Below are 24,032 nucleotides of genomic sequence, written 5' to 3'. Positions count from 1 at the left end.
CTCAATGTCAATTGGAACAGCGAGCTTCTTTTGACGCTAGCGCATTGGCAGCGACACTCGGGATCAGAAAAATAATCGTGCTAATTCAATGCCGGGGTCTTCGGCGCGCATAAAAGCTTCACCGACAAGGAAAGCATTGACGTGATGCGATCGCATGCGTGCAACGTCCGCTGGGGTATGAATGCCGCTTTCGGTAATCACAATCCTCCCGGATGGAATTTGATCAAGTAACTCCAGCGTTGTATCGAGGGAAGTTTCAAAAGTCCGCAGATTACGGTTATTGATGCCGATGAGCGGAGTGGTCAGCTGCAACGCCAGTTGCAATTCGACCGCATCGTGAACTTCGACCAGAACCGCCATGCCCAGCGAGTGGGACAATTTCTCGAGTGCAACCATTTGCTGCAAGGCATTATCGGCAGCATCACTGGATCCGGCGCCGAATTCCATCATGAAAGCGCTCACGATCAATAAAATACAATCGGCATCCATCGCACGCGCTTCGGCAATCTGATATTCATCCAGAATAAAATCCTTACGCAAAACCGGCAATGCGCATGCGGCACGTGCTGCTTGTAAATATTCGGGGCTACCCATAAAGAACTGCCTATCCGTCAATACCGACAGGCAAGCTGCGCCATGTTGCGCATAAGTTTTGGCTATCTCGGCAGGAAGAAATTCAAATGCAGAACCACTTCCGCCAGCGGAGCGGCCGCGCAATATTCCCTTGCTGGGGCTGGCTTGTTTGATTTCGGCGATGACAGCCGACTGTCCCCCTTTAATTTTGTTAGTAATCGCGGCGGTGAAATCGCGCGGTGGTGATGCGGATTGCGCTTCCTGGCTTAAAATGGCATACGGCTTTAATGCCTTGGCGGCACTGACCTCTTGTTTTTTGACGGTGAGGATTTTTTTTAGAATATCGGACATTGTGATCTTATACAGAATTTCTGTGGGTGAATTCCACCAGGTCGTGGAGTTTCTTTAACGCGGCGCCGCTTTCGATAGCGCGGAGCGCGGCTTTGATTCCCTGTTCGAGCGTGTCCGCAATTCCGGCGGCATATATCGCCGCGCCGGCATTCATCAGCACGATATCGCGCGCCGGACCGGCGGTGTTTTCCAATACCGAAAGCAACATTGTTTTGGCATCGGCGCTATCGGTAACCTGGATAGCTTCGATTGCTGATGTTTTTAGATTGAAATCCTCCGGCCTGACGGCATAAACGGTGACTTGACCATTCTTCAACTCACCAATGCTTGTTTCGCCTGTGATGGTGATTTCATCCAATCCATCGCTGCCATGCACGATCAGCACATGTTCGCTGCCCAACCGTTGCAGCACAAGCGCCAGGGTTTTGACCAGATCTGCATTGAACACACCTAGAACTTGCCTTTTGGCGCTGGCGGGATTAGTTAACGGGCCGAGGATGTTGAATAATGTTTTGATACCCAGTTCACGCCGGACCGGTGCAGCATGTTTCATGGCTGCATGATAGTTGGGCGCAAACATGAAGCCGACGCCGATTTCACCGACACTTTGCGCAACTTGTTGCGGTGTTTGGTTGAGATTGACGCCGAGCGCTTCCAATACATCCGCGCTGCCTGATTTGCTTGAAACCGACCGGCCGCCATGTTTGGCGACGCGCGCGCCTGCCGCTGCGGCGACAAAAGCCGATGCCGTGGAAATATTGAATGTATGCAAGGAATCTCCACCTGTGCCGCAGGTATCCACTAAATGCGTGTGCTCAGGAACAGCCACTTTGCTGGCAAATTCACGCATTACTTGCGCCGCTGCGGTGATTTCCCCGACCGTTTCTTTTTTTACCCGGAGACCGGTGATGATCGCGGCAATAAGAACGGGCGGGATTTCTCCTTGCATGATCTGGCGCATCAAGGAAACCATGTCATCATGCATAATTTCCTGATGCGCAGTAATGCGCTGGAGTGCTTCTTGTGGCGTCATTCAATCACCTTTGATCGAGCGGGCTTATTGCCGGTGGAGAAAGTTCTCGAGCATTTGGTGCCCATGCTCGCTTAGAATCGATTCGGGATGGAATTGAATGCCCTCGATGGCGAGTGTTTTGTGACGGATGCCCATGATTTCGCCGTCCTCGGTCCACGCTGTGATTTCAAGGCAATCCGGCAGCGTTGCGCGTTCAACGACCAAGGAATGGTAACGGGTGGCGGTGAATGGATTGGGCAAGCCGCGGAAAACGCCGGTGTCGTGATGAAAAATCGGCGATGTTTTGCCATGCATCAGTTGTTTTGCATGAACTACTCGTCCGCCAAACGCCTGCCCGATGCTTTGATGTCCCAGACAGACGCCCAATACCGGAATGTTTTGACTGAACTGATTGATCACCGCCAACGATACTCCGGCTTCATTGGGTGTGCACGGCCCTGGAGAAATAACGATCCGCTCGGGATTCAATTGCGCGATTTTATCCAGTGTGATTTCATCGTTCCGGTATACCGCAACCTTTTCACCCAGCTCGGAGAAATACTGCACCAAGTTATAGGTAAAGGAATCGTAGTTGTCTATCATCAGCAGCATTGGTTTTAACTCTTTGTTTGTACTTACTATCGTTTAATTGTGACGGAAGAGATTATAGCAAAGGATGAATGCCTGCGCGCAGCACGTGAATTTTACCAGTTCAGCCGTGAGGCGAATAATAGAATCGCAATTATTTGAACAGTAATTGATATTGCCTTAATAATTCAGTAAAATTACCGGCTTTTCAACCTTGTCTCACCACATGAAAGTCGTGGGAGGCTTTACCCAAAAGGAAATTATGCGACATTACGAAATCGTTTTTATTGTTCATCCTGATCAAAGTGAACAAGTACCTGCAATGATCGAACGCTATCGCGGCATTGTAACCGCAAAAGATGGCAAGGTTCATCGCGTGGAAGATTGGGGGCGCCGTCAGCTTGCCTATCTGATTCAGAAAGTTCACAAAGCGCACTATGTGTTGATGAATATCGAATGCAATCAAGAAGCGCTGGATGACTTGGATCATGCATTCAAATTCAGCGACGCTGTGCTGCGGCATTTAACCATTAAGGTCGACGGCCCTATCACGGAACCATCGGCGATGATGCGTCAAGAGGAAAGATCGCGCGCCGCAGGTTTGAGTACTGCCGAAGCGGTGGCTGACGAACTGGAAACCGATGACGTGCCGGATGAATCCAGCACCCCTGCGTAAACGCATTGCAATTGGAATGTAATCGCACCATCATTTGTGGAAAAATTGTCAAACTGGGCGTTTTACGCTACACACCGGCTGGTATGGCCGTGATTGAGTTTACGATCAATCATGTGTCGAAGCAAAAGGAAGCAGGTGTAGTTCGGCAAATAATATTGGATATTCTGGCTGTTGCATTGGGCCAATTAGCTCTGACGATCGCCGGGTTTAAGCTTGACAGCATGGTCAAACTGAGCGGATTTCTCAACAGAAAGAGTCACATGAGCCAACAATTGGTTTTGCACGCGGAACATATCGAACTTATTTAATCAGAAAACAGGAATTAACATGGCACGTTTTACCAGTAGACGCAAAGACAGCAAAGATAAAGAAAGAGAAAAGAAAGCCAACCGCCCGTTATTCAAACGCAAAAAATTCTGCCGTTTCACCGCGGAAGGCATCAAACATGTGGACTATAAAGACATTGAAATCCTGAAGGATTTTGTCAGTGAAAATGGCAAGATCATCCCGGCGCGTATTACCGGCACGACTTCCTTCTACCAGCGTCAGCTGAGCACCGCGATAGAGCATGCGCGTTTTCTGGCGTTATTGCCTTACACCGATCGTCACTAAGGAGTAATTACGATGCAAATTATTTTGATGGAAAAAATTACGAATTTAGGGCAATTGGGTGATGTTGTGAACGTCAAAAGCGGTTTTGCACGGAATTATCTGATTCCGCAAGGCAAGGCAAGACGTGCAACCGAGCAATCCATTGCAGAGTTCCAATCGAAACGTGCGGAACTGGAGAAAAAACAAGCAGCCGTTCTGGCAGCAGCGCAAGCGGTTGCTGCGAAACTCGAAGGATTGCTGGTGCAAATTACGCAAAAAGCCGGTAGCGATGGAAAATTGTTCGGTTCAGTAACCAATGCCAATATCGCCGAAGCGCTTGCTGCACTCGGCTTTACCGTGGAGCGCGCCATGATCCGCATGCCTAATGGCCAATTGAAACAGGTTGGCGATTATCCGTTGACCATTGCGCTGAACAGCGATGTGACCGCCAATATCACCGTATCGGTATTGGGTGAGGCAGCGATGTAATAGCCTATTTTCAGGTGGTTACATTTTTAAAAGGACTATTTCGGTAGTCCTTTTTCATTTGCTGGTCAGCAAGTGATAAAATCAATACTCCTTCAATGGTGTTTCCGGATCCTATGGCACAATCACCGATCAGTCTTCATCAAGAGCAGTTTCTCGATCCCTATAAAACACCGCCGCATTCGATAGAAAGCGAGCAATCGGTGCTGGGCGGACTCATGCTGGATAATAACGCCTGGGAAAAAGTCGCTGACATCATCACCGACAGCGATTTTTACCGCCACGATCATCGCCTGATTTATCACCACATTTGTAAACTGATCGAACATAACAAACCAGCGGATGTCATTACCGTGGCGGAATCCCTGGAAACATCGGCGGAGCTGCAAACTGTCGGCGGTCTCGCGTACATCGGCACCATCGTGCAAAACACGCCATCGGCGGCGAATATCAAGCGCTACGCCGAAATCGTCCGGGAACGGTCCATCATGCGCTACCTGGCGCAAGTCGGGGTGCAGATCACCGATTCCGCGTACAACCCGGCGGGGCGTTCTGCGGCGGACTTACTCGACGAAGCGGAAGCCAAGGTGTTTGAAATCGCCGAGGAAGGTGCGCGCGGCAAGGAGGGTTTCGTCGGCATTCAGCCGCTGTTGAAACAAGTAGTGGAGCGGATCGAGCTGCTGTACAGCCAGGATAATCCCAGCAACGTCACCGGCATCGCCTCCGGTTTTCACGATCTCGACCAAAAGACTTCAGGGTTCCAGCCCGGCGATCTGATCATCGTCGCGGGACGTCCGTCGATGGGAAAAACCGCGTTTTCCTTGAACATCGCCGAGAATGTCGCGCTGGAATTAAACAAACCGGTGGCGGTATTCAGTATGGAAATGGGCGGCGCGCAGCTGGCCATGCGGATGCTGGGGTCGGTCGGCAAGCTCGATCAGCACAAAGTGCGCACCGGACGGCTGGACGACGACGATTGGCCGAAACTCACGCATGCGCTGGGAAAACTGAACGAAGCACCGCTTTACATCGATGAGACCGCCGCGCTGAATGCCTTGGAATTGCGCGCGCGCGCGCGGCGGCTGTACCGTCAGTACGGCGAGCTCGGTTTGATCGTGGTCGATTATTTGCAACTGATGTCTTCCGCCAGTCAAGGGGAAAATCGCGCCACGGAAATTTCGGAAATATCGCGCGCATTGAAGGGGCTGGCGAAGGAACTGAAAGTGCCGGTGATCGCGTTGTCGCAGCTGAACCGCAGCCTGGAGCAACGCCCCAACAAACGCCCGGTGATGTCGGATTTACGTGAATCGGGTGCAATCGAGCAAGACGCCGACGTGATTCTGTTCATTTACCGCGACGAAGTGTATAACCCCGATTCACCCGACAAAGGCATCGCCGAGATTATCATCGGCAAACAGCGTAACGGTCCGATCGGCAAAGTCGATTTGGCTTTCCTGGGCCAATACACATGTTTTGAAAGCCTCGCCAGGCCGGAATATTACTAGCTCGGGTTTTTGGTGTGTTTCCAAACCATTCTTCACGATGGATCGATGTGAAGCATTTAATCAGCCGCACTCACATAAAATTAACCAATAATTCACTCCGGCTCTATTGTAAAACTAAGCCAGGTAAAGCTTTTGGCAGTTTTTCAGTTTCTCGGGTGAGCAAGCGTTGAGCGTTATTTCCGGTTTATTTCCTTGGTTTATAGATTAAAGATGATCAATAAAAAACTTTTTTCTTTTGTGTTTCTGAAGTCGGAAGTCAGTTCGTTACGGTCATTGCAGGAAAACATCAGTCAGCTCGATGTGAAAGTAGTGCTGGTATGTCTGGTCGTCGCTTTTTCCCTCACGTGCACATACTATCTGGACAATGCGCACTTTCCGGTTGCCTTTTTGCGCGATTTGAATCTGACCGGGTTGGCGCAGCTAGCGAATCATCTCCTTTTCCAGCATGCCAATGCGCAATTGCACCAGTTGCTTTACTGGGCAGCGGTCATCATTTTCTTTTACTTCGTTTTCCCGGCGGGCATTATTCTGTTGGTTTTCAAGGAAAGCCTGACGGAATACGGATTACAGTTGAAGAACGCCAGTCAAGGCTATCCGCTGTATCTCGGGATGCTGGCGATCATGATGCCGCTGGTATTTTATTTTTCCGGCAGCGAGAGCTTTCTCGAGCGCTATCCGTTTTATAACGTGGCTCGAAATGAAAGCCTGTTCCCCAATTTCTTCCTCTGGGAAATCGTGTATTTCCTGCAATTTCTCGCGTTGGAATTCTTCTTCCGTGGTTTTATTCTGCACGGCACCAAGCAGCGTTTCGGGTTTTACGCCATTTTCGTCATGGTGATCCCGTATTGCATGATCCATTTCGGCAAGCCGATGCCGGAAACGATCGCTGCGATCATCGCGGGCGTCGTTTTAGGATTCCTGAGCTTAAAAAGCAAAAGTATCTGGCTGGGTGTTATGATTCACTGTAGTGTTGCGCTGACGATGGATCTGTGCGCGTTGTATCGAAAAGGTCTATTTTAGATAGTGAGATGATGAGTGAAATATAAGAACGTGCGGCCAATTCGGCAAAACCGTTTGCTGCGACTGTTGTCATGCCTGTTTATCCAGATCATTCTCACCGGTTGCCTGTCGCCGATGGCGCTGAATCGTGCCGTGCTTGCGTATGATGACGCCGTTACCGATGCGGTTTCGCAGCAGTTGCTGATCAATATCGTGCGCGCGCATCACCGTCAGCCGATTCATTTCACCGGCGTATCCAACATCGCCGCAACTTTCAATTTTCAGGCGAGTGCGGGCGCCACACCATCGCCGGGCGGGCTGGCCGGTGCCGTGATATCGCCGGTTTTTGGCGGCGGCATGGCGGAAAGCCCGACCATCAGCATCGTACCGATCGAAGGGGAGGAATTCACCAAGCGGCTGCTGACACCGTTTCCGCAGAACAAGCTGACATTGTTGTTGCGCCAGCGCTTCGACGTCGATCTGTTGCTGCGCATGATGGCGCAAGAAGTGCACCTGTTGAATGCAAAGAAATCGAATGGCGTTTATCGCAACAATCCGGCGGACGAAGCCGGTTATGAAATGTTCCGCCGCGTGGTGCTGCACTTGTCGTCGATTCAAGATCATAACCAGTTGTACGCCGAGCCTTTGGCGCTGATTAATACCTGGCATATCCCGGGCAGCGCCATCACGGCGGATGGTTTTCAGTCGCTGCAAAAGGAATTCAGCGTGCGCTACAATCCGCAAGACAATACCTACACGCTGAAGAAACACATCGCCGGACCGATTCTGATCACCAACTACGACCCCAATATCTTGTCCGACGAAGAACGTGAAACCTTGCGCCAGCATGTGGGGGACGGTAATAGCAGCGACATCGCGTTTGATATCCGCGCCGGGCATTATGGCGGAGATTGGGCGATGAGCGGCGTGTTCCGTCTCAGAAGCTTCCACTCGATTCTCGGTTTTCTCGGCAAAGCGCTGGGCGAAGAGCGCGGCTATCACGTCGAGAAAGATCCCAGAACGCCACCGATCCTCAATAACGAAAATCCCGATCTGACCATGGAATTCACCGTTTCCGATTGGCGCCCCCAGGATGTCGATCTTTCCATCCGCTGGAATGGCCGCTATTACGCGGTGAATACCGCGGGACCTTACGCACGCTGGAACCGCGATGCCTTCCAGTTATTATTCCTGCTGTTTCAAATGACCGTCACCGACATTCCTCGCGTCGGTGTGCCGAGTATTACCATCGCAAAATAGCTTGGCTAGTTTAGGCTGCTGACCGCTTACTGGTTTTTTTAACGGCTGCGGCATTAACGGGCATCGAACATTGCCTGCGTGGTGGTTAAATAATCCGAGTCCTCGATGTTCTTTCTGGTATCGCCAACGGCATATACCCTGACAGCTGTAGGCGAATAACTACAAGAAAAATAAGCACAATGCTTATTCATTAATTAAGCCAATCACTCTAGTATGAAAAGCGGAGGGTAATCAAAAGATTTCCCGTCGATCAATGAATTTGAAAGGAGTTATAAAATGAGCGTAAAAACACGGCTGTTTTTTACCAGCATCATGATCATGATTCTTTTTTCACTGAGTGCAATAGCCGGGGAAAGCCATCTGGTGCACGCCATAAAGCACGCTGAAGCTGCGGCCGCTGCGGCTGATGGCAAAGCAGTAGCCGAACATGCCGAGCATGCGAAAGCGCATGCCATTGATGCGAAAAATAATAAAAACTCCAAAAGCGACCCCAAACATATCGATGATGGTATTAAGTGCCTGGATGACGCGATCAAAGAAGGCAAGGGTGGAAATACCGAAGCAGCCAAGAAAGCGGCCACAGATGCTGTAACCCATTTTAAGCAAGCCGTATCCACACCCGCCCCCGCACCAAAGCAATCGTCCTACTAGCCTCAGCACCCTAACATACGGTGAATGACCGGTTCACCGTATTTTTATCTGTCCATTCTTCCATGCGGACATCAGTACCAGCCATGTATTCACTATCAACGGTTTGCATCGTTTTCTACCGGATTTTCTAATTGTAATAGCGGGCATCAGGCTGGTTGATAACTTCGGGCCAAGGGAAGCCGTAGTGTCAGGACTTTCTTAATGCATCGAACCGCAATACGGTTTCCATCAACAGCCGGTCCAACGCTGAAGTGAGCACTATTTTATCTTTACGAGATTGTGTCTTGATTCATCCGGCCCAGTCACCGTGCTTGATAAGTACGGCCTGTGCGGCATTTTGCCGCATTGATCTTCATTTCCTATTTTAATAAAATCGGTTCAATAGTTGTGGCAATCTAGAATTGATTTGAAGGTTCTCCTCTATCAGGAAATAGGTTTGTTGCAACGCATGACAACAATAAATGAATTCTGAATTACGTCAATTGGGAGTTCTTATGGAAATCGGAATTCCTCCCTCAAGGGTAGCAACGCTTTTATAGATTCGTATTACGAATCCTTTTTTGAAAAATTACCGGAGTATCTTTTGATTAAAACTATTTGTATGGGATCGCTTTTACTTTTTTTCAGCACCATGGCGATGGCGCATGAAGGTGAACCGAACATGGCATTTGCATGGCGCGATGGAAAAATTGAAGTCGATATCCAGCGTCAGGGAAGGGCGCTGGGTGACCACAAAGCATTCGTCATCTCATTTGCCGATTCATTAACGCCTTATCGCATGGGAGATTCCGGATTTACGGGCTTAGGTTTTGACCAAGGCGGCATAGTCGGCTATCAAACCGAAAGCACCTTGTTGAAATGGTCAAGTGAGCAATCACAATGGTTGAAAGAAGGCTTTGCCGAGCAACTCGTGATCAGCCGTTTAGCGGATGATAACGTAGTCACTGATAAAGAAGGGAATGGATTACAAGGAATCATCGATAGTTTAACGAACAAGAGTAATTTCGAAGCCCATGCGATTTTCAAGATCCAGAAAGCGGACGGATCGTTACCGGATGATGGCGCTTATATGGTCTTCATCAGTATTGCAGGCGTCGATGAATCAGGCGAGCGCATACTCTATAAACCCTCTGTTCCATTTGCATTGGTTTTTCATATCAATGCCCAAGCCAAGTTCGATCCATTGGCGCTTTCCGAAGCGTTGAAAGTGCCGCCGGAAGTCCGATTGAACGATTACCAGCGCATGGATGCACTGTTTGATTGGGCGGAAGCAGAGATGAAAGAATTATTCCCGCATGCTGCCGAAAGCCGTTTTGTCTTCGGCTACTATGCCCGCTGTTATGACAATTCCGTGTGCGTGGGCAGCAAAGACGGCAAGATTTACACGGCTGGCGGAATTCTGGGCGACATCGCTGAACAGGGTTCGATAGAAACTTTTTATGACGCGGCAGGGCTTTAATGCAGGTTTTGTATATGGGTTTCCGCTGTATTTTTTTGCCTGCGTTGATGATTTGTTTTTTGAATCCCGCCTTCGCGGATGATCAGAATGCGCAAAAAAAGTCACCAGCGGAAAATCAGCCGAATCCTGTGCAACCCAAGCCCAGTGCTACTATTCCGCCAGAGCCGGTCAAATTTGAAACAATGACCATTGAAGCGAGCTCTACATCGGCTGACCCTATCCAAAAGCTGGAGAGCCGGGAATTACGCATTCGCACAGGTGAAACGCTCGGTAAAACACTGGAGCGTGAATTGGGAGTCAGCAATCTGTCCTATGGGCCGGGTGTGGGTCAACCGGTCATTCGTGGCATGAGCGGCCCGCGCGTCAGAATCATGCAAAATGGGATAGGCGCACATGATCTTTCCGCTTTAAGTCCCGATCTTGCGGTCGCTTTTGAAACCATGCTGGCGGACAGCATTACGGTGCTAAGAGGACCTGCCACGCTGCGCTATGGCGGCAATGCAATTGGCGGTATGGTTGATATTAAGCATCAACGCATACCGGAAAAGGTTCCGCTGAAAGGCGTTGCTGGCCGGATGGATTTCCGTTACGACCATAACTCCGCCGATAAGGCCGGGATGTTCGCACTGGATGTGGGCAAGGGAATGTTTGCGATTCATGTCGACTATTTTCAGCGCTCTTCCAATAACACACACATTCCGGGAACTGCTTTAGACGAAGCAGCAATCCGGCAACAATTCCAAGTTGATCCGAGTAGCAATAGCAAGAACGTCATCCAAAATAGCCATTCCAGCAGTCAGGGCGGCTCGGCCGGCATATCGATGATCGGTAAACATGGCCATTTGGGCGGAAGTTATCATGAGATGACCAGAAATTATGGAATTCCACCCGGCGTTCCAGGTCACACCGAAGCGGGCAGAGTGCAGCAAGAAGCCATCCGGATTGATATGTCACAACGCCGTTATGATTTAGATGGGCTGTGGAAAACCTATTGGCCAGCATTACCCAGAATCAAGGCAAAACTGAGCTACGTTGATTACAATCATAAGGATTATGATAAAAGTGTGACCGATAGAAGTTCATCGCTGACCCAGTTTAAGAATTCAGTATGGGAGTCGCGCTTAGAAATGAATCATCAGCGCGGAGGCTGGCTCGATGGCACATTTGGCATGCAATGGCAGAATCGCAATTTTGCCGCGGCAGGAATCGAAACATTCACCCCGGCCGCCACTATTGATTCCTTAGGATTCTTCATCACTGAAACGGTCTTTATTACCGATCGTCTCAATCTTGAAATGGGCGCACGTATCGAAAATCAAACCACCACGCCGAAGAGTGATCAAATTAAATTAGCGGGCATTTCGGGTGCATTGCCCTTGCCCAATGAATTGAATTATCTGACTTACTCGCTGGCGGCGAGCTTGAATTACGAAATCCTGCCGCAAACTTCATTGTATTTGAGTTGGCAGCGAGCGCAGCGGGCGCCCGATGTGCAAGAATTATTTGCAGCAGGGCCGCATTTCGCTACCCGCAGTTATGAAATCGGCCGCCTTAATCTCAGCGCTGAGCAAACCAATCACTACGAATTAGGTTTACGCTATACCGGCAGGCATGTTTCCTTTCATACCAATGGTTATTACAAATCGATACAAGACTTTATCTATCTGGAAAACCAAGGTTTCTTCTTTAATTTCGCACCTGATCCACCGCGTTTCCAACTGACTTGCGCGAACTTAAGAAATTGTTTGCCGGTTTTCGGGTATCAGGCTAATACCGCAAACTTTGCCGGTTACGAAGCTGAGATTACCGCTCATCCGCGCTTGGGCATACCCGTCCAACCCCGTTTAACGCTATTTTCTGATTATGTGCGGGGCTGGTTTCAGAACGATGCCTTTGGCGATGTGCCAAGACTTCCGCCCTTGCGATTCGGTGGTGAAATAGGAGTCCAATGGACACAATGGCGCAGCGGGCTACGTTATACCCATGCGCTGGAACAAAACAGGCCCGGAATTCTGGAAACCGAAACACCAAGCTACCATCGGCTGGACTTGGATTTATCCTACGATTGGAAGATGTCCGATCATAGAAAAATCCTGTTCTTCGCTAAGCTATCGAATATGACGAACATGACCATCAGGAATTCGACTTCCTTTTTGCGGAATTTTGCGCCTGAGCCGGGTTTTAGCGCGCAAGTTGGCATGAGTGCCACATTTTAGCCATGTTCAATCGCACTGAACGCAAGATTAATCAACTTTACTGACACTGAGATATGCCTAATCTATTTAGAAACGTAATCAAAAATTCTCTTCCTGCACTGGGTGCTAATTCACGCCATGTAATCTCTAGCATCTTGCTGGGACTGTATTTATCGCATCCGCTGACGCTGAATGCCGGTGAATTGCATCAGCATATCGAGGTTAAAGTTGTGGCTGAACGTGTACAAGCCAGCTTTTGTAACCCAGAAAAAGGATGCAGCTTGGTGAAGCCGGAAACCCTCGGTTTACCCGCCGGGCAGATGCCGATTGACCAACTGACCGGCACCCCGATTTATGTATCGGAGTTCAGCATCTTCCCCGACCGTACCGCGATTGATAGTCCAGGCTTCGAGAGCATTGCTGGCGATATGACGGCCGGAGACCGGGTGCGCTACCGTGCCAGCGGACACTTGAGTTATTGGAGTACCGATAAGCGCCAATGGACACTAGCGCCGGAAGGAATACAAATCCGCTTGGCTGGTGGTTTGGATTTGCAGCCGAATCAAGATTGCGGCCAGGTATTCTGTCTTCCCAAAACTGTCGAAGGATTTACGCTATTTAACCGGCACGGCGTAAGCAGCGCAACATCACTCATTGTCGGTGAAGTGCGTGCCAATGGCTCCTTACACACGCATCTCGACTGGATTGTTGAGTCAGACCGGGGTGCTTCGAATGCGCCTGCGGGTGCTTACATGGTTGAATTACAGTTGGTCACCGAGTCTTACCCTGTACCTTCCGACTCGCTGTGGATCATGTTCAATAACGGTTTGCCATTAGCGGATTTTCAACAAGCCGTGGCGGGACGTGTGCTGCAACCGAATACCGATACCGCGCTAGCCGATAAATTATTTAATTGGGCCGAATCCAATTATCCCGCTCTGTTTCCACACACAACGGCATCAATCATAGCGCTTGGATATTACGCGCGCTGTTATCGAAACAACGTTTGTGTCGGTATAAAAGATAATCATATCTTTGCGGTGGGTGGTGAATTTGGCGCCAATATTGTTACGTTAGGTGAATTTAACGTACTCGTTGCCCAAGCCGGTCTTTAATCTTTCGATATTTCAATTTCGCAATGCAATCATTATCGCGAAACAATATTGGCTATCTGGGATCACAACAGCGGGCTATTACCTTACCAGGATTGTTGTGTGTACTGATAATACATGCGGGCCTGTTTTATTTTTTGTGGAATCAGCGCCTGACGCCACCGCCTGAGCAAATGGTGGCATTATTTGCCGATCTCATTACGTTGCCGCCCCCGGTCAGCGTGACGGAACCTCCGGTTGCCAAGCCTCAGCCTGTCAAAAAAAACGCAGTAGTCAAGCCAAAACAAGAGCGTCTTGCCGCGAAAGCACCGGTAACGTCCAAGCAGGATGTGTCTGTCGAGCCGTCACCGGCGCCTCCGGCAGCAGAACAAACTAAAGCCGCTGCCCCCGTGGTTGCGCCGCCTGCACCAATGCAAACTGGCCCCGTTGCGCTATCTGCGGAATTGTCCGTTTCCTGCTCAAAATTGACGGCGCCAGTTTACCCCGCGATTTCCCGCCGCATGGGTGAGGAAGGTAAGGTGGAGCTGCGTGTGGAGCTGGATGAAAACGGGCGCGTCGACACAATCAGTATCATCAATAGCAGCGGCTATCAGCGGCTTGATGCAGCGGCATTGGCCGCGGTGAAAAGCTGGCAATGCAATCCATCGCTGCGCAATGGCCAGCCCGTTCGGGCAGTCGCCTTACAACCTTTTAATTTTGTATTGCAAGGAAATGAATAAATGGAAACAGGACTTGGTTTTTCTCACTTTCTCGCGCAAATTGATGAAGTCGGTATCAGTGTGCTGGCGCTACTGGTATTACTCTCAATAGCGAGCTGGTATCTGATTATCACAAAAAGTATCGCCAACTATATGGCCAAGCGCCGCGCCGAAGCATTTATTAAACATTTCTGGAGCTTTGATTCTCTCCAGGCAGTCAGTACCGAGTTTAAAAAGAACGACCCGGATAATCTCCCCAATAATGCTTTCGCAGCGATTGCCAGGCTGGGAATCGATGCCGCGGCTGATTCCAAAATTCACAGTTCGCATAAATTAGCGGCAGCAGGCGGCACCAGTGAATTCCTGACGCGCACTTTGCGTAATGGCATCGATCAGGAAGCTACCCGGGTTGAGAATGGGCTCACGCTGATTGCAACAGCAGGTTCGGCAGCGCCTTATATCGGTTTGTTTGGTACAGTTTGGGGAATCTATCATGCCTTGATTCAGATCGGGCTTTCGGGGCAGGGCACATTGGATAAAGTGGCCGGCCCTGTCGGAGAAGCGCTGATCATGACAGCACTGGGATTGGCGGTGGCTATCCCCGCAGTGCTTGCCTATAACGCCTTTGTGCGCCGGAATCGCATTTGGCTGGCGCGCCTGGAAGCTTTTGCGCATGATCTTTTTATCCTGATTACAGTCGGGGATGGCGATGAAAAAAATTCTCCGGCGCAATCCTCCGCCACATCCGTTGTTGCAGAAACACTGGATACAGCCTATGAAAGGAGGCGGCAATAATGGCGTTCGGTAGTATGCATGATAGCGGCCGTCAAGCGCCGATGGCGGAAATCAATGTGGTGCCATTGGTCGATGTCATGCTGGTATTGTTGATCATTTTTATTATCACAGCACCGTTGCTGACACATTCCGTCAAAATTGATTTACCAAAGGCCGAAAGCACGCCCAATATCACCCAGCCCGAGCACGTTGAACTGGCCATCCGGGCAGAAGGGAGTTTCTTTTGGAATGGCGAGCCGGTGGCATTGGAGCAATTGGCGCCTCGCTTTGGCGAAACAGCCGCTCAAGCGCCCAATACTGAGTTGCATATCCGTGCGGACAAACTGGCGCATTATGAGCATGTCGCACGGATAATGAGCATTGCCGCCAAGGCTGGTATGACCCGCATCGGATTCATTACAGATCCTTCGGAAAAATAACGGCTGCTGATTTTCAGCTCAGTTTACCGGTTATCAATGACGGCAAACCCTACAAGGCTGGATGTGATTGACTCAATTAAAACATCGAGATCGGCCGGGTGACCGTTTTCAATGACCGGCGGCATGCAGAAAATGCGTGTAGTAGCGTACCGTAATGCTCGGTGCGGGTTTCATCGTCAGGTAAGGTCGGGTTGCTTCGTTGTTTTCTTGCCGGGTTTCCGGGTTGCGGCGGCGGGCAGCAGGCTGGTGATCGTTTGGTAGCGCTCGAACAAAAACGCCACGCGTTCGGCTTCGGAAACGAATGATTTTTTGCCGTATGCGGCGTCGACGGCGCGGTCCAGCCGCTGATGCGCGCGCACCAGCTCCGGCGGCATCGCCAGCGGGTCGTACAAATCGGCCAGCGTGGCATTGGGGAACAACGCGCGGGCGTTGAGCACAGCCCGTGCTGCGGTTTCGATGGTTCGGCGCTGGGTATCGCTGGGTTCCGGCCACGGGAAATTGTTGTAGACGATCCCAACGGAATAGCGATAATCGCTTTTCAAGCGCCCGCATACGGTGCGCATCCAGGCGTTGTGCATCGTGGAAGTGAGGACACCGAAGTGGTAGAGGGTGGCATTGGGAATCATATTATTCAGATCTGTGCTGATAGTATGACTATCGAAAAATCCTATTGGTACAAATAATCTGCGCTCAGATGAAACACGTGGAACTAGAATATAGTTGCTTTCAGGTTGGCGATTTTCGACAAACAAGGTCGCTGTTGCAGCATGTTGCCGGGTTTGCGCTTTTGTACTTTTAAGTCGAAAAATTCGTACAGCTTCAACTCGTTTCATTACTTCAGGCATGCCCCGTAACTCATTGGGAGCAATGTTAATCAACCACAGGCACCAACGTGTTTTTCCATTGATAAACTCCTCTGCACCAAGTAGAGGCTGTAGCCATTTTTCTGCTTGAGGTTCTTTACTTAACAATTCAATTTTTTCTTCTGGTGATAACAGAAGATTGCCTCCATCAACTGGCTTATTGCCATAAAGCATTTCAGGTACATTGCAAATTGGATGGGTGCGGTTTTCCAGAACCGCATCGGTAGCATCCACTAAATAGGGATTGATGTTTTTGGCCGCTACGGCATGCGGTTCACCTTGAATGTCGGCGTACTCAAAAATGGTTTTCTGCGCTGCTTCTTGCAAGCCAAAACCAATGATGACGCAATGCACCGCCGCTTTGCCGCTGGCTTCGCTTGTCCATTGAAAGGTGCGGTGGGCGAAATGCAGATGCACGCCACGGCGCAATAAATCCGGCCACAATACGCCGGTCTGTTCGCCTTGCGTGATCGAGTTGGTCGACACGAATGCCACCCGGATCGCCGGATGAGCAGCGATATAATCGGTAGCTTTGCGGTACCAGCAACTGACGTAATCAAGCAATCCGGCATTCTTGGTATCGTGAAAAATCGCGGCGACATCGGCGCGTTGCTCGTCGTTTAAATAGGTTTTGCCAATGAACGGCGGATTCCCCATCACGTAATGGCATTGCTCCGCAGGAATCACTGCATTCCAATCCAGTCGCAGCGCGTTGCCGTGCACGATATGCGCGGATTTGGTCAGCGGCAGGCGGGTGAAGTTTTGGCCGAATTCTTCCGACACTTGCGCATTCATCTGGTGGTCGGTGAGCCATAAGGCGACTTGCGCGATTTGCACCGGGAATTCTTCGATTTCGATGCCGTGGAATTGGTCGACATTAACCCGGACAATATTCGATATATCGAGTACTAACTGCCCGCCCCCATGGAGTGTGCGCAATACCTCCAATTCGAGGCGGCGCAGTTCGCGGTACGCGATCACCAGGAAATTGCCGCAGCCGCACGCCGGGTCTAAAAATCTGAGACCGGCGAGTTTGCTGTGAAAGGCTTGCAGGTTTTGCGTGCGGCCTTTGACAGTCTGGCGGATTTTTTCAAATTCGGCGTGCAGTTCATCGAGAAACAGCGGGCGGATCAGCTTGAGGATGTTTTCCTCGGTGGTGTAATGCGCGCCGAGGTTGCGCCGCGCGTTCGGCGTTTCGTCCATGATGTTCTGGAACAGCGAGCCGAAAATCGCCGGGGAGATGCCGCTCCAGTCGAGCGCGCAGCAAACCAGCAGCGCGGCGCGCATGTCGCGGTCGAAGCTGGCGAACGGCAGGCGCTCTTCAAACAGTTTCCCGTTGACGTACGGAAACCGGGCCAGCGTGTCGTCGAGGTTTTTCAGCCGCGCGTGTTCCGGTGTGTTGAGCACGTCGAACAGTTGTGCCAGTTGCGGCGCCAGGTCGCTGCCGTCTTCGCGCGTTTGCTGACTGATGAATTCGGTGAACTGGGTGCGCTCGAAAATGCCGGTGTCCTCGGCGAACAGGCAAAACAGCAGGCGCACCAGATAGACTTCCAAGTCGCGCGGCTTGGCCTTGCCATAACCGATTTGTTTCAATTGGTCGTGCAGCTTCGCCATGCGCTGCACCGCCTTGGCGTTGACCGGGCTTTCCGGTGAAATTTTTTGCGGCTGGTAACCGGCGATGAACCAGAACAGCTTGACGTTTTTGTACAGTTCCTTGAGCAGAAACTCGGTCTGCGTGCCTTCCACCATGTCGTACAGGCGGAAGCGCGCGAAGTCGCTGACCAGCACGAAACGCGGCAGCTCGTGTTCCTTCAGTCCGGGAAAATAGTCGATGGCTTGCTGATAAGCGCGATCCAGGTCGCGCCCGCGCGATTTGTGCTCGATCAGTAGATTGCCTTTCCACAGCCAGTCGATGTAGCCGTCGCGGTCGCCGAGTTTTTTGACTTTCTGCTCAAAGCTGCCGATGCGCCGCGAGGTGATGCCAAACACATTGAAAAATTCGATCCAGAACGGTTTGGCGTCGGCGTCTTCCGATTCCGCTTTGGCCCATTCGCGGGAAAACGCCAGCGCGCGGTCTTTGATTTCGTTCCAGGCTAGGGCCATGCGGTCTCCGGTTTATTCTTGGGAAGCTCTGAAAAACTACTATGCTCGCTACCTTTTTCAGAGCTTCCTTATTTATTTTGACCCGCCCGATTCTACGTGATCGCGCCGGGAAATTCCAAGATTAGCCTGTGGTATGATTTTCCATCATCAGGGAGAAGAATATGCGTGCTGTATTTTTGGATTTTGGTTCTGTCACCCGCGGCGATATGGATTGCGCGGCGATGGAGCGGGCGATATCGCCGTGGCAGTTTTATCACGATTCCTCCGAGACGGAAGTGGCGGAACGCATTCGCGCCGCTGAGGTGATCGTCAGCAACAAGGTTTATATCAGCCGTGACGCCATTGCAACGGCGCAATCGCTCAAGCTGATTTGCATCGCTGCGACCGGGTACAACAATGTCGACTTGGCGGCGGCAGCCGAATATGGCGTGCCGGTGTGCAATGTGCGCGGCTACGCCACGCCGTCAGTGGTCGAACATGTGTTCATGCTGATGCTGAATCAGGCGCGTCAATTTTCCGGTTATCAGGCGCTGGTGAAGCGCGGCGGCTGGCAGCAGAGCCAGTTTTTCTGTCCGCTCGATTATCCGGTTATGGAATTGTCCGGCAAAACGCTCGGCATCATCGGCCACGGCGAACTCGGGCATGCGGTGGCGCACGTTGCGCAGGCATTCGGTATGCAAGTGCTGATCGCGGATCACAAAGGCAAGCCGCCTCGGGCGGGTAGAACCGCGTTCGACGAGGTGTTGCGGCAGGCGGATTTCATCACCTTGCATTGCCCATTGTCGGCGGAAACGCAGCATTTGATGAGTCAGCGCGAATTGGCCTTGATGAAGCCGACGGCGTATCTGATCAACACCGCGCGTGGCGGACTGGTCAACGAAGCCGATTTGTTATCAAGCTTATCGAACGGACAGATCGCCGGAGCGGCTATCGACGTGATCCAGGGCGAACCGCCTAGTGCGGATAACCGGATTCTGCGCGAATTGCCACCGAATCTGATTGTCACGCCGCACATCGCCTGGGCCAGCCACGAATCGCGGCAGCGGCTGCTGGATCAACTGGCTGGGAATATCGCGCATTTTTTCCAAAATAAACCATTCAATCAGGTTACTGATGCACTAGGGGGTACCCGAAATTAGTACAAAATTGGCACTAAAAGAAATAAAAAGAAGGTAAAATCAGAAAGAAAATTCCTACAAAGAATAGGAATCTTTTGCGAGAAGGGCTCGTTAATGCCATTTGGCAGTTTACTGCCGTAAGCGATTAGAAAGCGAACGTGCAGTTAAACGAACATGCGTTGATAAAGTATCAATGTGGTTTTTATAATTTAAGGAGAAAAATAATGAAATTTATTAAAGGCACTACGCAAGTTGCTGCCGCGCTTGGACTCTCTGTCCTATTGAGCGGCGTCAGCTATGCATCACCAGCTGGCTCAATCACCGTAACCAACCCAGGCCCATTAGGTTCTTTCAGCATCAATACCGCCGCTTTTGACGGCACCAGCGGTCAAATCGAGAAACTCACGTTCAATCTGTCCGGTACACATTGTATCGATGGCGGAAGTTGCATCCTGGGTGAGTCGCTGGTATTCGGTGGTTCGGGCGGCGGATCTTTTGCCTATGATCCGGAAGCCAATGGCACATCGTCATTATTTGGCGCGGTGGGCTCAACGGTATTCGGTTTTGATTTCACCGGTTTCGATCCACTGAATGTATTCGTATTTTCCTGGGATCCGGATGTCGCCAGTAACGGCGGTTACGGTGCAATCGTAGCCGAACTGGCTGGAACCGTGGTCACCGCATCGGTTCGTTTTTCTGCTGATGAGGTTCTCACCTACTCAGGCACGATGGGCATTGTTGGACATGACGTTGCCGCTAACCTGGTTCCCGTTCCAGAACCTGAAACCTATGCGATGTTGCTGGCAGGTCTTGGCCTGATCGGTTTTGCTGGCTACCGTCGTAAACAAGCGGCCGCAGTTTAATCGCTTGATCGTAGGATTGTAGTAAATTGTTTTAGAAGAACCGGCGCTGCGGTAAACGCAGTGCCGGTTTTTTTTGGACCATCGCTGACGATATTCGATCGTCACGTTTATCATCATGCAGCGTCCATGCTGTGGTTTGCGTTTACTCCATCGTGTTTTGGTAACATAGCCGAAGCTATTTCATGCATCCGGCTGAAACCGGTGCCTGTGACCATCCCAACACAAGGAGTGATACCCATGCAGCCATGGATTTATCTTGCCGTCGCGATTGTCAGCGAAGTGATCGCGACATCGTTCCTCAAAGCCGCCGAAGGGTTTACCCGTTTGTGGCCATCGTTGATCGTTGTCGCCGGTTATTTGCTGGCTTTTTATTTGCTATCGTTGACGCTGAAAACCATTCCGGTCGGTGTGGCGTACGCGATCTGGTCGGGCGTTGGCATCGTATTGATCGCCCTGAGCGGCTGGCTATTTCTGGGGCAGTCGCTGGATACGCCCGCGCTGATCGGTTTGGTTCTGATCATCGCGGGCGTGGCCGTGATCAATGTGTTTTCCCGCAGCGTGGTGCATTGATGCCGCCGTCAGGATTTGCGCAAGTCGGTTAGAAACCGGTCGAGAATCTCTTTCTTGGCATGGGGCATGATCACGACATGCGCACAGGGCGTCCGTTCTCCGTCAATATCAAGTTGCATGGTCGCTAACGAGTAATGATCGACGATGGCTTTACTCGGGGTGATGAAGTAAATCGTATTCGAACGGTCATTGGCGCGCACCGGCCGCAGGTAACTATAGTGATTGTTCATTTCTTTCAGTAAATAAGCGGTGTTATCCAGCATTGCTTTGGCATCGGCAGCTTGCCGGGCAAACGCCGATTCCGAACTGAAAAAGTAAAATTCGGCCGGTTTGACGGCATCGCGCGAACAGCTGATCGTGCCGGGTACTTGCTGGATGTATTCCGGGTCGTGAATTTGGCTGAACGGGGTGCGGAACGCTTCAAAGTTCGTGCGCGTGGTGATGAACAATCCGGCGGGCGAGGGGAAGCCAAAAAATTTGTGACAGGAAACGGCGATGGAATCGTAGCGTTTCAGTCCTGCTTTGGAAACCGGATGGCTGACGTTGTGCCGCAAGTCAGCGGCAAACGCGGTGTGTGGCAAATAGCCGCCGAATAACGCGGCATCCAAGTGAAGATAGGCGGTGCGTTGTTTTAGTTTGGCTTGGATAGCATCAACCGGATCAATCGCGCCTTTAAACGTGGTGCCAATGGTTGCGACCACCAAGGCGGGATGATTGGGATTGGCGTTCAACTGCCGTTCCAGATCATTGGCGTCCATGCTGCCGTCGGGCCGCGTGCCTACCACCACCCAGTCGAGATGCAACAGGTCGCGCAGAATCTGAATCGAATAATGCGCTTCGCGCGTGAAATAGATTTTCGGCATGACGCCGGTGCGGCTTTTAAGAATCGTACGGCCCATATACAGCCCGTGCATATTGCTGTCGGTGCCGCTGTTGGTAAGGAATCCCCAGATATTATCCGGTGCGAAGCCATACACTGCGCCGAAACGATCGATCAATTCCTTTTCAAACGGATGGCAATTAAACGGGATATGGCTATGGTCGTAAGGATTGCCGACATTGTTGAAAGCGAATTGATTGAAACCCACGGCCGCGAGTTCATTGCGCCAGGCGAAAAACTCATCCGGCGGAGTGGTCATATTGATGGGATAGCCGAGCAACCGGCTGCGTTGTTGCGACAGGTTCCGCATGGCTTTCAATGCAGCCGAACCATTTTGTTGCGGAACTCGCGTCAGCGGTTGTGTTGCGAGAACCTGAGGTGAGCATGCAGCCATACAGGCTGTTGCGCCGGATATGCTCAAAAATTGGCGCCGGTTCATTAGCATGATGACCTCCTGTTAAGTACGATCATTAGATACTGTGCTGAACGTAAGGTTTCTTCCCTATTTTGCAAGATGGGAGAGGCGTTGCGGTGAATGATCTTGAATAGAACAGGGAAGACCGCTATCTTAGCGGTTCCCTTTTGCTGATAATAATGGTGATCATGAATAAAGCCTTTACCAAGGAAAACGAAGACGACGACGAACCGGACGATACGCCGAAGTTGCCGCAGGGCTTGAAAAACTACATTACCCCGGCGGGCCATCAGCGGCTGAAGGATGAATTCGATCAGTTGTGGAAAGTGGAACGGCCGGAATTGGTTAAAACCATTACCTGGGCGGCTTCCAATGGTGATCGATCGGAAAATGGCGATTATATCTACGGCAAGCGTCGGCTGCGCGAAATCGACCGGCGCTTGCGGTTTTTATCCAAGCGCCTGGATAACGCCGAAGTGGTCGACCCCGCGCAACGCGGCGAATGCGATCAAGTGTTTTTCGGCGCTACCGTGACCATTTGCAATAGCCAAGGCGAGGAAAACACCTACAGCATCGTCGGCATGGACGAAGCCGATCCCGGGCGCGGCCGTATCAGCTGGATTTCCCCGCTCGCCAAAGCGCTGCTCAAGGCGCATGAAGGCGACGTGGTGAAGCTGCATACGCCGGGTGGATTGGAAGAACTGGAGGTGGTGGAAATTCGTTACGAAGCGTTGTGAGATTCAATTCCTTATCAGCAATTTATCCGGATAAGCAGTTTGTGCTGAATAGTAGTAACTCCGTGATTTTTCGCACAGAACAATATTAATCATAGCCTTATACTGAATCCGTGGTGAAAAAGTGGAGGACGTATGGATAAGTATATTGCTTTTATGCTGGTTGTTTTGTTATCTCCGGTTGATGTGCAAGCATCATATTTCAATACCGACCGGCCTCAAAAAATCATTGGATCATTTTTGAATGAGGTCGAACACATCGATGAAATAGCAGAATTCAGTAATGCGTTTGGATTTATACCAAAGAGTGTCGATGAAATTACACGCTATCTTGATGCTAATGTGTACAAGATGCTTCCGGTGATTTCGATAGGCAAGCTTCTGTTTGATCCGGAAACCGGCATGTACCGGAACGATCCGTATGGGATTATTGATGCAATTGAGATGTCTGCCGTGCACCATAGAGAAATTTTATTTTTATTCGATGAACCGTTGTGGATGATACGAAAGGCGTGTAGCGAAGGAAAACCCAAGGCATGCCATGATATCGAAAATCGCTATGCAGGCACTTTGTCTGCATTGAGATCGGTAGGGCGATTGCTTAGACAGCAATTTCCGGGGGCTGGTGTGATACATATTGAAGCTTGGGCTGAGTTAGTCCTGCAAAAGCAAGCTTACCCCGATGAACTCGTGATTATGCTGGATGATGCCGAGTATTTGGGTTTTGATTGTTATGGCGATTTTAATTTCTGCGGCTCGCCGGAACTGGGTTATAACTCACACGTTGATTATGGAACAGGGGTGTGGAGCACCATGCAGGCGCTCGAATCAGCGAATCCGATAGGCCGTAAATTATTTTTAGTGCCTGGAGGGTTCTTAGCCGACAAACTCTTTGACGATGTCGAAACGCTAATGGATCAACTATACCGATATGCCTATTTATTGGATCAATCGAAAGAAATTGGCGGGCTGGGTGTGTTCTTATGGAGCGATATGATCGAAGATGGCCGGTTTTTTACCGGTGCGCGGAATATTCAATCAATCGTTGATCTTATAGCTTTGATCGCGCAATTTTTCGGTACGGGGAATAAAACATCGTTTTAAGCGCTCGCGGAA

Annotated in this window: 24 protein-coding genes; 19 read left to right on the top strand and 5 right to left on the bottom strand. The window is 50.7% G+C overall.

What is annotated here, in order from left to right:
- Positions 1-63: 63 nt before the first annotated feature.
- Genes trpC through R2103_RS11765 form a run of 3 tightly spaced genes read right to left on the bottom strand, consistent with a single transcriptional unit; the run spans position 64 to position 2,548 of the window.
- Positions 64-924 carry an indole-3-glycerol phosphate synthase TrpC gene (gene trpC / locus R2103_RS11775; protein ID WP_317531586.1) on the bottom strand — a complete coding sequence of 287 codons (861 nt, stop codon included), beginning with the start codon at positions 922-924 and terminating at the stop codon, positions 64-66.
- Positions 925-931: 7 nt separating this feature from the next.
- A complete protein-coding gene (gene trpD / locus R2103_RS11770; RefSeq protein ID WP_317531585.1) occupies positions 932-1,957 on the bottom strand; it encodes an anthranilate phosphoribosyltransferase in 1,026 nt (341 codons plus the stop codon).
- A 24-nt stretch (positions 1,958-1,981) separates the two neighbouring features.
- Positions 1,982-2,548, bottom strand: coding sequence for an anthranilate synthase component II (locus tag R2103_RS11765; protein WP_121167200.1), 567 nt, complete (start codon positions 2,546-2,548; stop codon positions 1,982-1,984).
- A gap of 238 nt (positions 2,549-2,786) precedes the next feature.
- Here R2103_RS11765 and rpsF point away from each other — a divergent pair, with 238 nt between their 5' ends.
- From rpsF to R2103_RS11695, 14 genes are all read left to right on the top strand, one after another.
- Positions 2,787-3,200 (top strand): 30S ribosomal protein S6, encoded by a 414-nt coding sequence (rpsF, locus tag R2103_RS11760; protein WP_292984761.1) that lies wholly within the window; start codon positions 2,787-2,789, stop codon positions 3,198-3,200.
- An 11-nt stretch (positions 3,201-3,211) separates the two neighbouring features.
- Positions 3,212-3,508: a primosomal replication protein N gene (gene priB, locus R2103_RS11755; protein WP_317531584.1), complete on the top strand. Its 297-nt coding sequence runs from the start codon at positions 3,212-3,214 to the stop codon at positions 3,506-3,508.
- A gap of 19 nt (positions 3,509-3,527) precedes the next feature.
- Positions 3,528-3,812, top strand: coding sequence for a 30S ribosomal protein S18 (rpsR, locus tag R2103_RS11750; protein WP_090318030.1), 285 nt, complete (start codon positions 3,528-3,530; stop codon positions 3,810-3,812).
- A 12-nt stretch (positions 3,813-3,824) separates the two neighbouring features.
- Positions 3,825-4,280, top strand: coding sequence for a 50S ribosomal protein L9 (rplI, locus tag R2103_RS11745; protein WP_317531583.1), 456 nt, complete (start codon positions 3,825-3,827; stop codon positions 4,278-4,280).
- A 113-nt stretch (positions 4,281-4,393) separates the two neighbouring features.
- Entirely contained in the window at positions 4,394-5,782 is a 1,389-nt protein-coding gene (gene dnaB, locus R2103_RS11740; protein WP_317531582.1) for a replicative DNA helicase, read from the top strand.
- Between the two features lie 210 nt (positions 5,783-5,992).
- Positions 5,993-6,802 carry a CPBP family intramembrane glutamic endopeptidase gene (locus tag R2103_RS11735; RefSeq protein ID WP_317531581.1) on the top strand — a complete coding sequence of 270 codons (810 nt, stop codon included), beginning with the start codon at positions 5,993-5,995 and terminating at the stop codon, positions 6,800-6,802.
- Between the two features lie 15 nt (positions 6,803-6,817).
- On the top strand, positions 6,818-8,041 hold the full coding sequence (locus R2103_RS11730; RefSeq protein ID WP_317531580.1) for a hypothetical protein: 1,224 nt from the start codon (positions 6,818-6,820) through the stop codon (positions 8,039-8,041).
- A gap of 276 nt (positions 8,042-8,317) precedes the next feature.
- The gene (gene smbP / locus R2103_RS11725; protein WP_317531579.1) at positions 8,318-8,692 is read left to right on the top strand and encodes a small metal-binding protein SmbP; all 375 of its coding nucleotides are present in this window, start codon (positions 8,318-8,320) and stop codon (positions 8,690-8,692) included.
- Positions 8,693-9,275: 583 nt separating this feature from the next.
- Positions 9,276-10,151, top strand: a complete 876-nt coding sequence (locus R2103_RS11720) for a hypothetical protein (RefSeq protein ID WP_317531578.1) — start codon at positions 9,276-9,278, stop codon at positions 10,149-10,151.
- A complete protein-coding gene (locus tag R2103_RS11715; protein WP_317531577.1) occupies positions 10,151-12,367 on the top strand; it encodes a TonB-dependent receptor in 2,217 nt (738 codons plus the stop codon). Before R2103_RS11720 ends, R2103_RS11715 begins: the two co-directional genes overlap by 1 nt.
- 53 nt (positions 12,368-12,420) lie before the next feature.
- Positions 12,421-13,461 (top strand): hypothetical protein, encoded by a 1,041-nt coding sequence (locus tag R2103_RS11710; RefSeq protein WP_317531576.1) that lies wholly within the window; start codon positions 12,421-12,423, stop codon positions 13,459-13,461.
- Between the two features lie 23 nt (positions 13,462-13,484).
- The gene (locus tag R2103_RS11705; protein ID WP_317531575.1) at positions 13,485-14,177 is read left to right on the top strand and encodes an energy transducer TonB; all 693 of its coding nucleotides are present in this window, start codon (positions 13,485-13,487) and stop codon (positions 14,175-14,177) included.
- Complete coding sequence (locus R2103_RS11700; protein WP_317531574.1) at positions 14,178-14,951, top strand: MotA/TolQ/ExbB proton channel family protein; 774 nt, start codon at positions 14,178-14,180, stop codon at positions 14,949-14,951.
- A complete protein-coding gene (locus R2103_RS11695; RefSeq protein ID WP_317531573.1) occupies positions 14,951-15,370 on the top strand; it encodes a biopolymer transporter ExbD in 420 nt (139 codons plus the stop codon). Before R2103_RS11700 ends, R2103_RS11695 begins: the two co-directional genes overlap by 1 nt.
- A 176-nt stretch (positions 15,371-15,546) precedes the next feature.
- Here the strand turns inward: R2103_RS11695 and R2103_RS11690 are convergent, their stop codons facing one another.
- On the bottom strand, positions 15,547-18,336 hold the full coding sequence (locus tag R2103_RS11690; RefSeq protein ID WP_317531572.1) for a DNA methyltransferase: 2,790 nt from the start codon (positions 18,334-18,336) through the stop codon (positions 15,547-15,549).
- Positions 18,337-18,497: 161 nt separating this feature from the next.
- Here R2103_RS11690 and R2103_RS11685 point away from each other — a divergent pair, with 161 nt between their 5' ends.
- The 3 genes from R2103_RS11685 (at position 18,498) to R2103_RS11675 (ending at position 20,887) form a co-directional block, all read left to right on the top strand.
- Positions 18,498-19,475, top strand: a complete 978-nt coding sequence (locus tag R2103_RS11685) for a 2-hydroxyacid dehydrogenase (RefSeq protein ID WP_317531571.1) — start codon at positions 18,498-18,500, stop codon at positions 19,473-19,475.
- A gap of 203 nt (positions 19,476-19,678) precedes the next feature.
- Positions 19,679-20,317, top strand: coding sequence for a PEP-CTERM sorting domain-containing protein (locus tag R2103_RS11680; RefSeq protein WP_317531570.1), 639 nt, complete (start codon positions 19,679-19,681; stop codon positions 20,315-20,317).
- Positions 20,318-20,554: 237 nt separating this feature from the next.
- Complete coding sequence (locus tag R2103_RS11675) at positions 20,555-20,887, top strand: SMR family transporter (protein WP_317532091.1); 333 nt, start codon at positions 20,555-20,557, stop codon at positions 20,885-20,887.
- Positions 20,888-20,895: 8 nt separating this feature from the next.
- Here the strand turns inward: R2103_RS11675 and R2103_RS11670 are convergent, their stop codons facing one another.
- Positions 20,896-22,212: a pyridoxal-dependent decarboxylase gene (locus R2103_RS11670; RefSeq protein ID WP_317531569.1), complete on the bottom strand. Its 1,317-nt coding sequence runs from the start codon at positions 22,210-22,212 to the stop codon at positions 20,896-20,898.
- 158 nt (positions 22,213-22,370) lie between these two features.
- Between R2103_RS11670 and greB the strand changes: the two genes are divergently transcribed.
- Positions 22,371-22,919: a transcription elongation factor GreB gene (greB, locus tag R2103_RS11665; protein WP_317531568.1), complete on the top strand. Its 549-nt coding sequence runs from the start codon at positions 22,371-22,373 to the stop codon at positions 22,917-22,919.
- A gap of 132 nt (positions 22,920-23,051) precedes the next feature.
- Entirely contained in the window at positions 23,052-24,020 is a 969-nt protein-coding gene (locus R2103_RS11660) for a hypothetical protein (protein WP_317531567.1), read from the top strand.
- Positions 24,021-24,032: the final 12 nt, after the last annotated feature.

This window comes from Nitrosomonas sp. Is24 (assembly GCF_033063335.1).
Lineage (GTDB): Bacteria > Pseudomonadota > Gammaproteobacteria > Burkholderiales > Nitrosomonadaceae > Nitrosomonas.
The sequence above is the reverse complement of the archived record's forward strand: the minus strand, read 5'-3'. Positions and strand labels throughout refer to the sequence as shown.

Coding starts and splice junctions, on each gene's coding strand:
- trpD (WP_317531585.1), bottom strand. CDS start 1,957: ATGACGCCACAAGAAGCACTCCAGCGCATTACTGCGCATCAGGAAATT.
- smbP (WP_317531579.1), top strand. CDS start 8,318: ATGAGCGTAAAAACACGGCTGTTTTTTACCAGCATCATGATCATGATT.
- R2103_RS11675 (WP_317532091.1), top strand. CDS start 20,555: ATGCAGCCATGGATTTATCTTGCCGTCGCGATTGTCAGCGAAGTGATC.
- R2103_RS11695 (WP_317531573.1), top strand. CDS start 14,951: ATGGCGTTCGGTAGTATGCATGATAGCGGCCGTCAAGCGCCGATGGCG.
- R2103_RS11765 (WP_121167200.1), bottom strand. CDS start 2,548: ATGCTGCTGATGATAGACAACTACGATTCCTTTACCTATAACTTGGTG.
- R2103_RS11735 (WP_317531581.1), top strand. CDS start 5,993: ATGATCAATAAAAAACTTTTTTCTTTTGTGTTTCTGAAGTCGGAAGTC.
- R2103_RS11690 (WP_317531572.1), bottom strand. CDS start 18,336: ATGGCCCTAGCCTGGAACGAAATCAAAGACCGCGCGCTGGCGTTTTCC.
- R2103_RS11700 (WP_317531574.1), top strand. CDS start 14,178: ATGGAAACAGGACTTGGTTTTTCTCACTTTCTCGCGCAAATTGATGAA.
- dnaB (WP_317531582.1), top strand. CDS start 4,394: ATGGCACAATCACCGATCAGTCTTCATCAAGAGCAGTTTCTCGATCCC.
- rpsR (WP_090318030.1), top strand. CDS start 3,528: ATGGCACGTTTTACCAGTAGACGCAAAGACAGCAAAGATAAAGAAAGA.
- greB (WP_317531568.1), top strand. CDS start 22,371: ATGAATAAAGCCTTTACCAAGGAAAACGAAGACGACGACGAACCGGAC.
- rplI (WP_317531583.1), top strand. CDS start 3,825: ATGCAAATTATTTTGATGGAAAAAATTACGAATTTAGGGCAATTGGGT.
- R2103_RS11680 (WP_317531570.1), top strand. CDS start 19,679: ATGAAATTTATTAAAGGCACTACGCAAGTTGCTGCCGCGCTTGGACTC.
- rpsF (WP_292984761.1), top strand. CDS start 2,787: ATGCGACATTACGAAATCGTTTTTATTGTTCATCCTGATCAAAGTGAA.
- R2103_RS11685 (WP_317531571.1), top strand. CDS start 18,498: ATGCGTGCTGTATTTTTGGATTTTGGTTCTGTCACCCGCGGCGATATG.
- trpC (WP_317531586.1), bottom strand. CDS start 924: ATGTCCGATATTCTAAAAAAAATCCTCACCGTCAAAAAACAAGAGGTC.
- R2103_RS11715 (WP_317531577.1), top strand. CDS start 10,151: ATGCAGGTTTTGTATATGGGTTTCCGCTGTATTTTTTTGCCTGCGTTG.
- R2103_RS11710 (WP_317531576.1), top strand. CDS start 12,421: ATGCCTAATCTATTTAGAAACGTAATCAAAAATTCTCTTCCTGCACTG.
- R2103_RS11660 (WP_317531567.1), top strand. CDS start 23,052: ATGGATAAGTATATTGCTTTTATGCTGGTTGTTTTGTTATCTCCGGTT.
- R2103_RS11670 (WP_317531569.1), bottom strand. CDS start 22,212: ATGCTAATGAACCGGCGCCAATTTTTGAGCATATCCGGCGCAACAGCC.
- R2103_RS11705 (WP_317531575.1), top strand. CDS start 13,485: ATGCAATCATTATCGCGAAACAATATTGGCTATCTGGGATCACAACAG.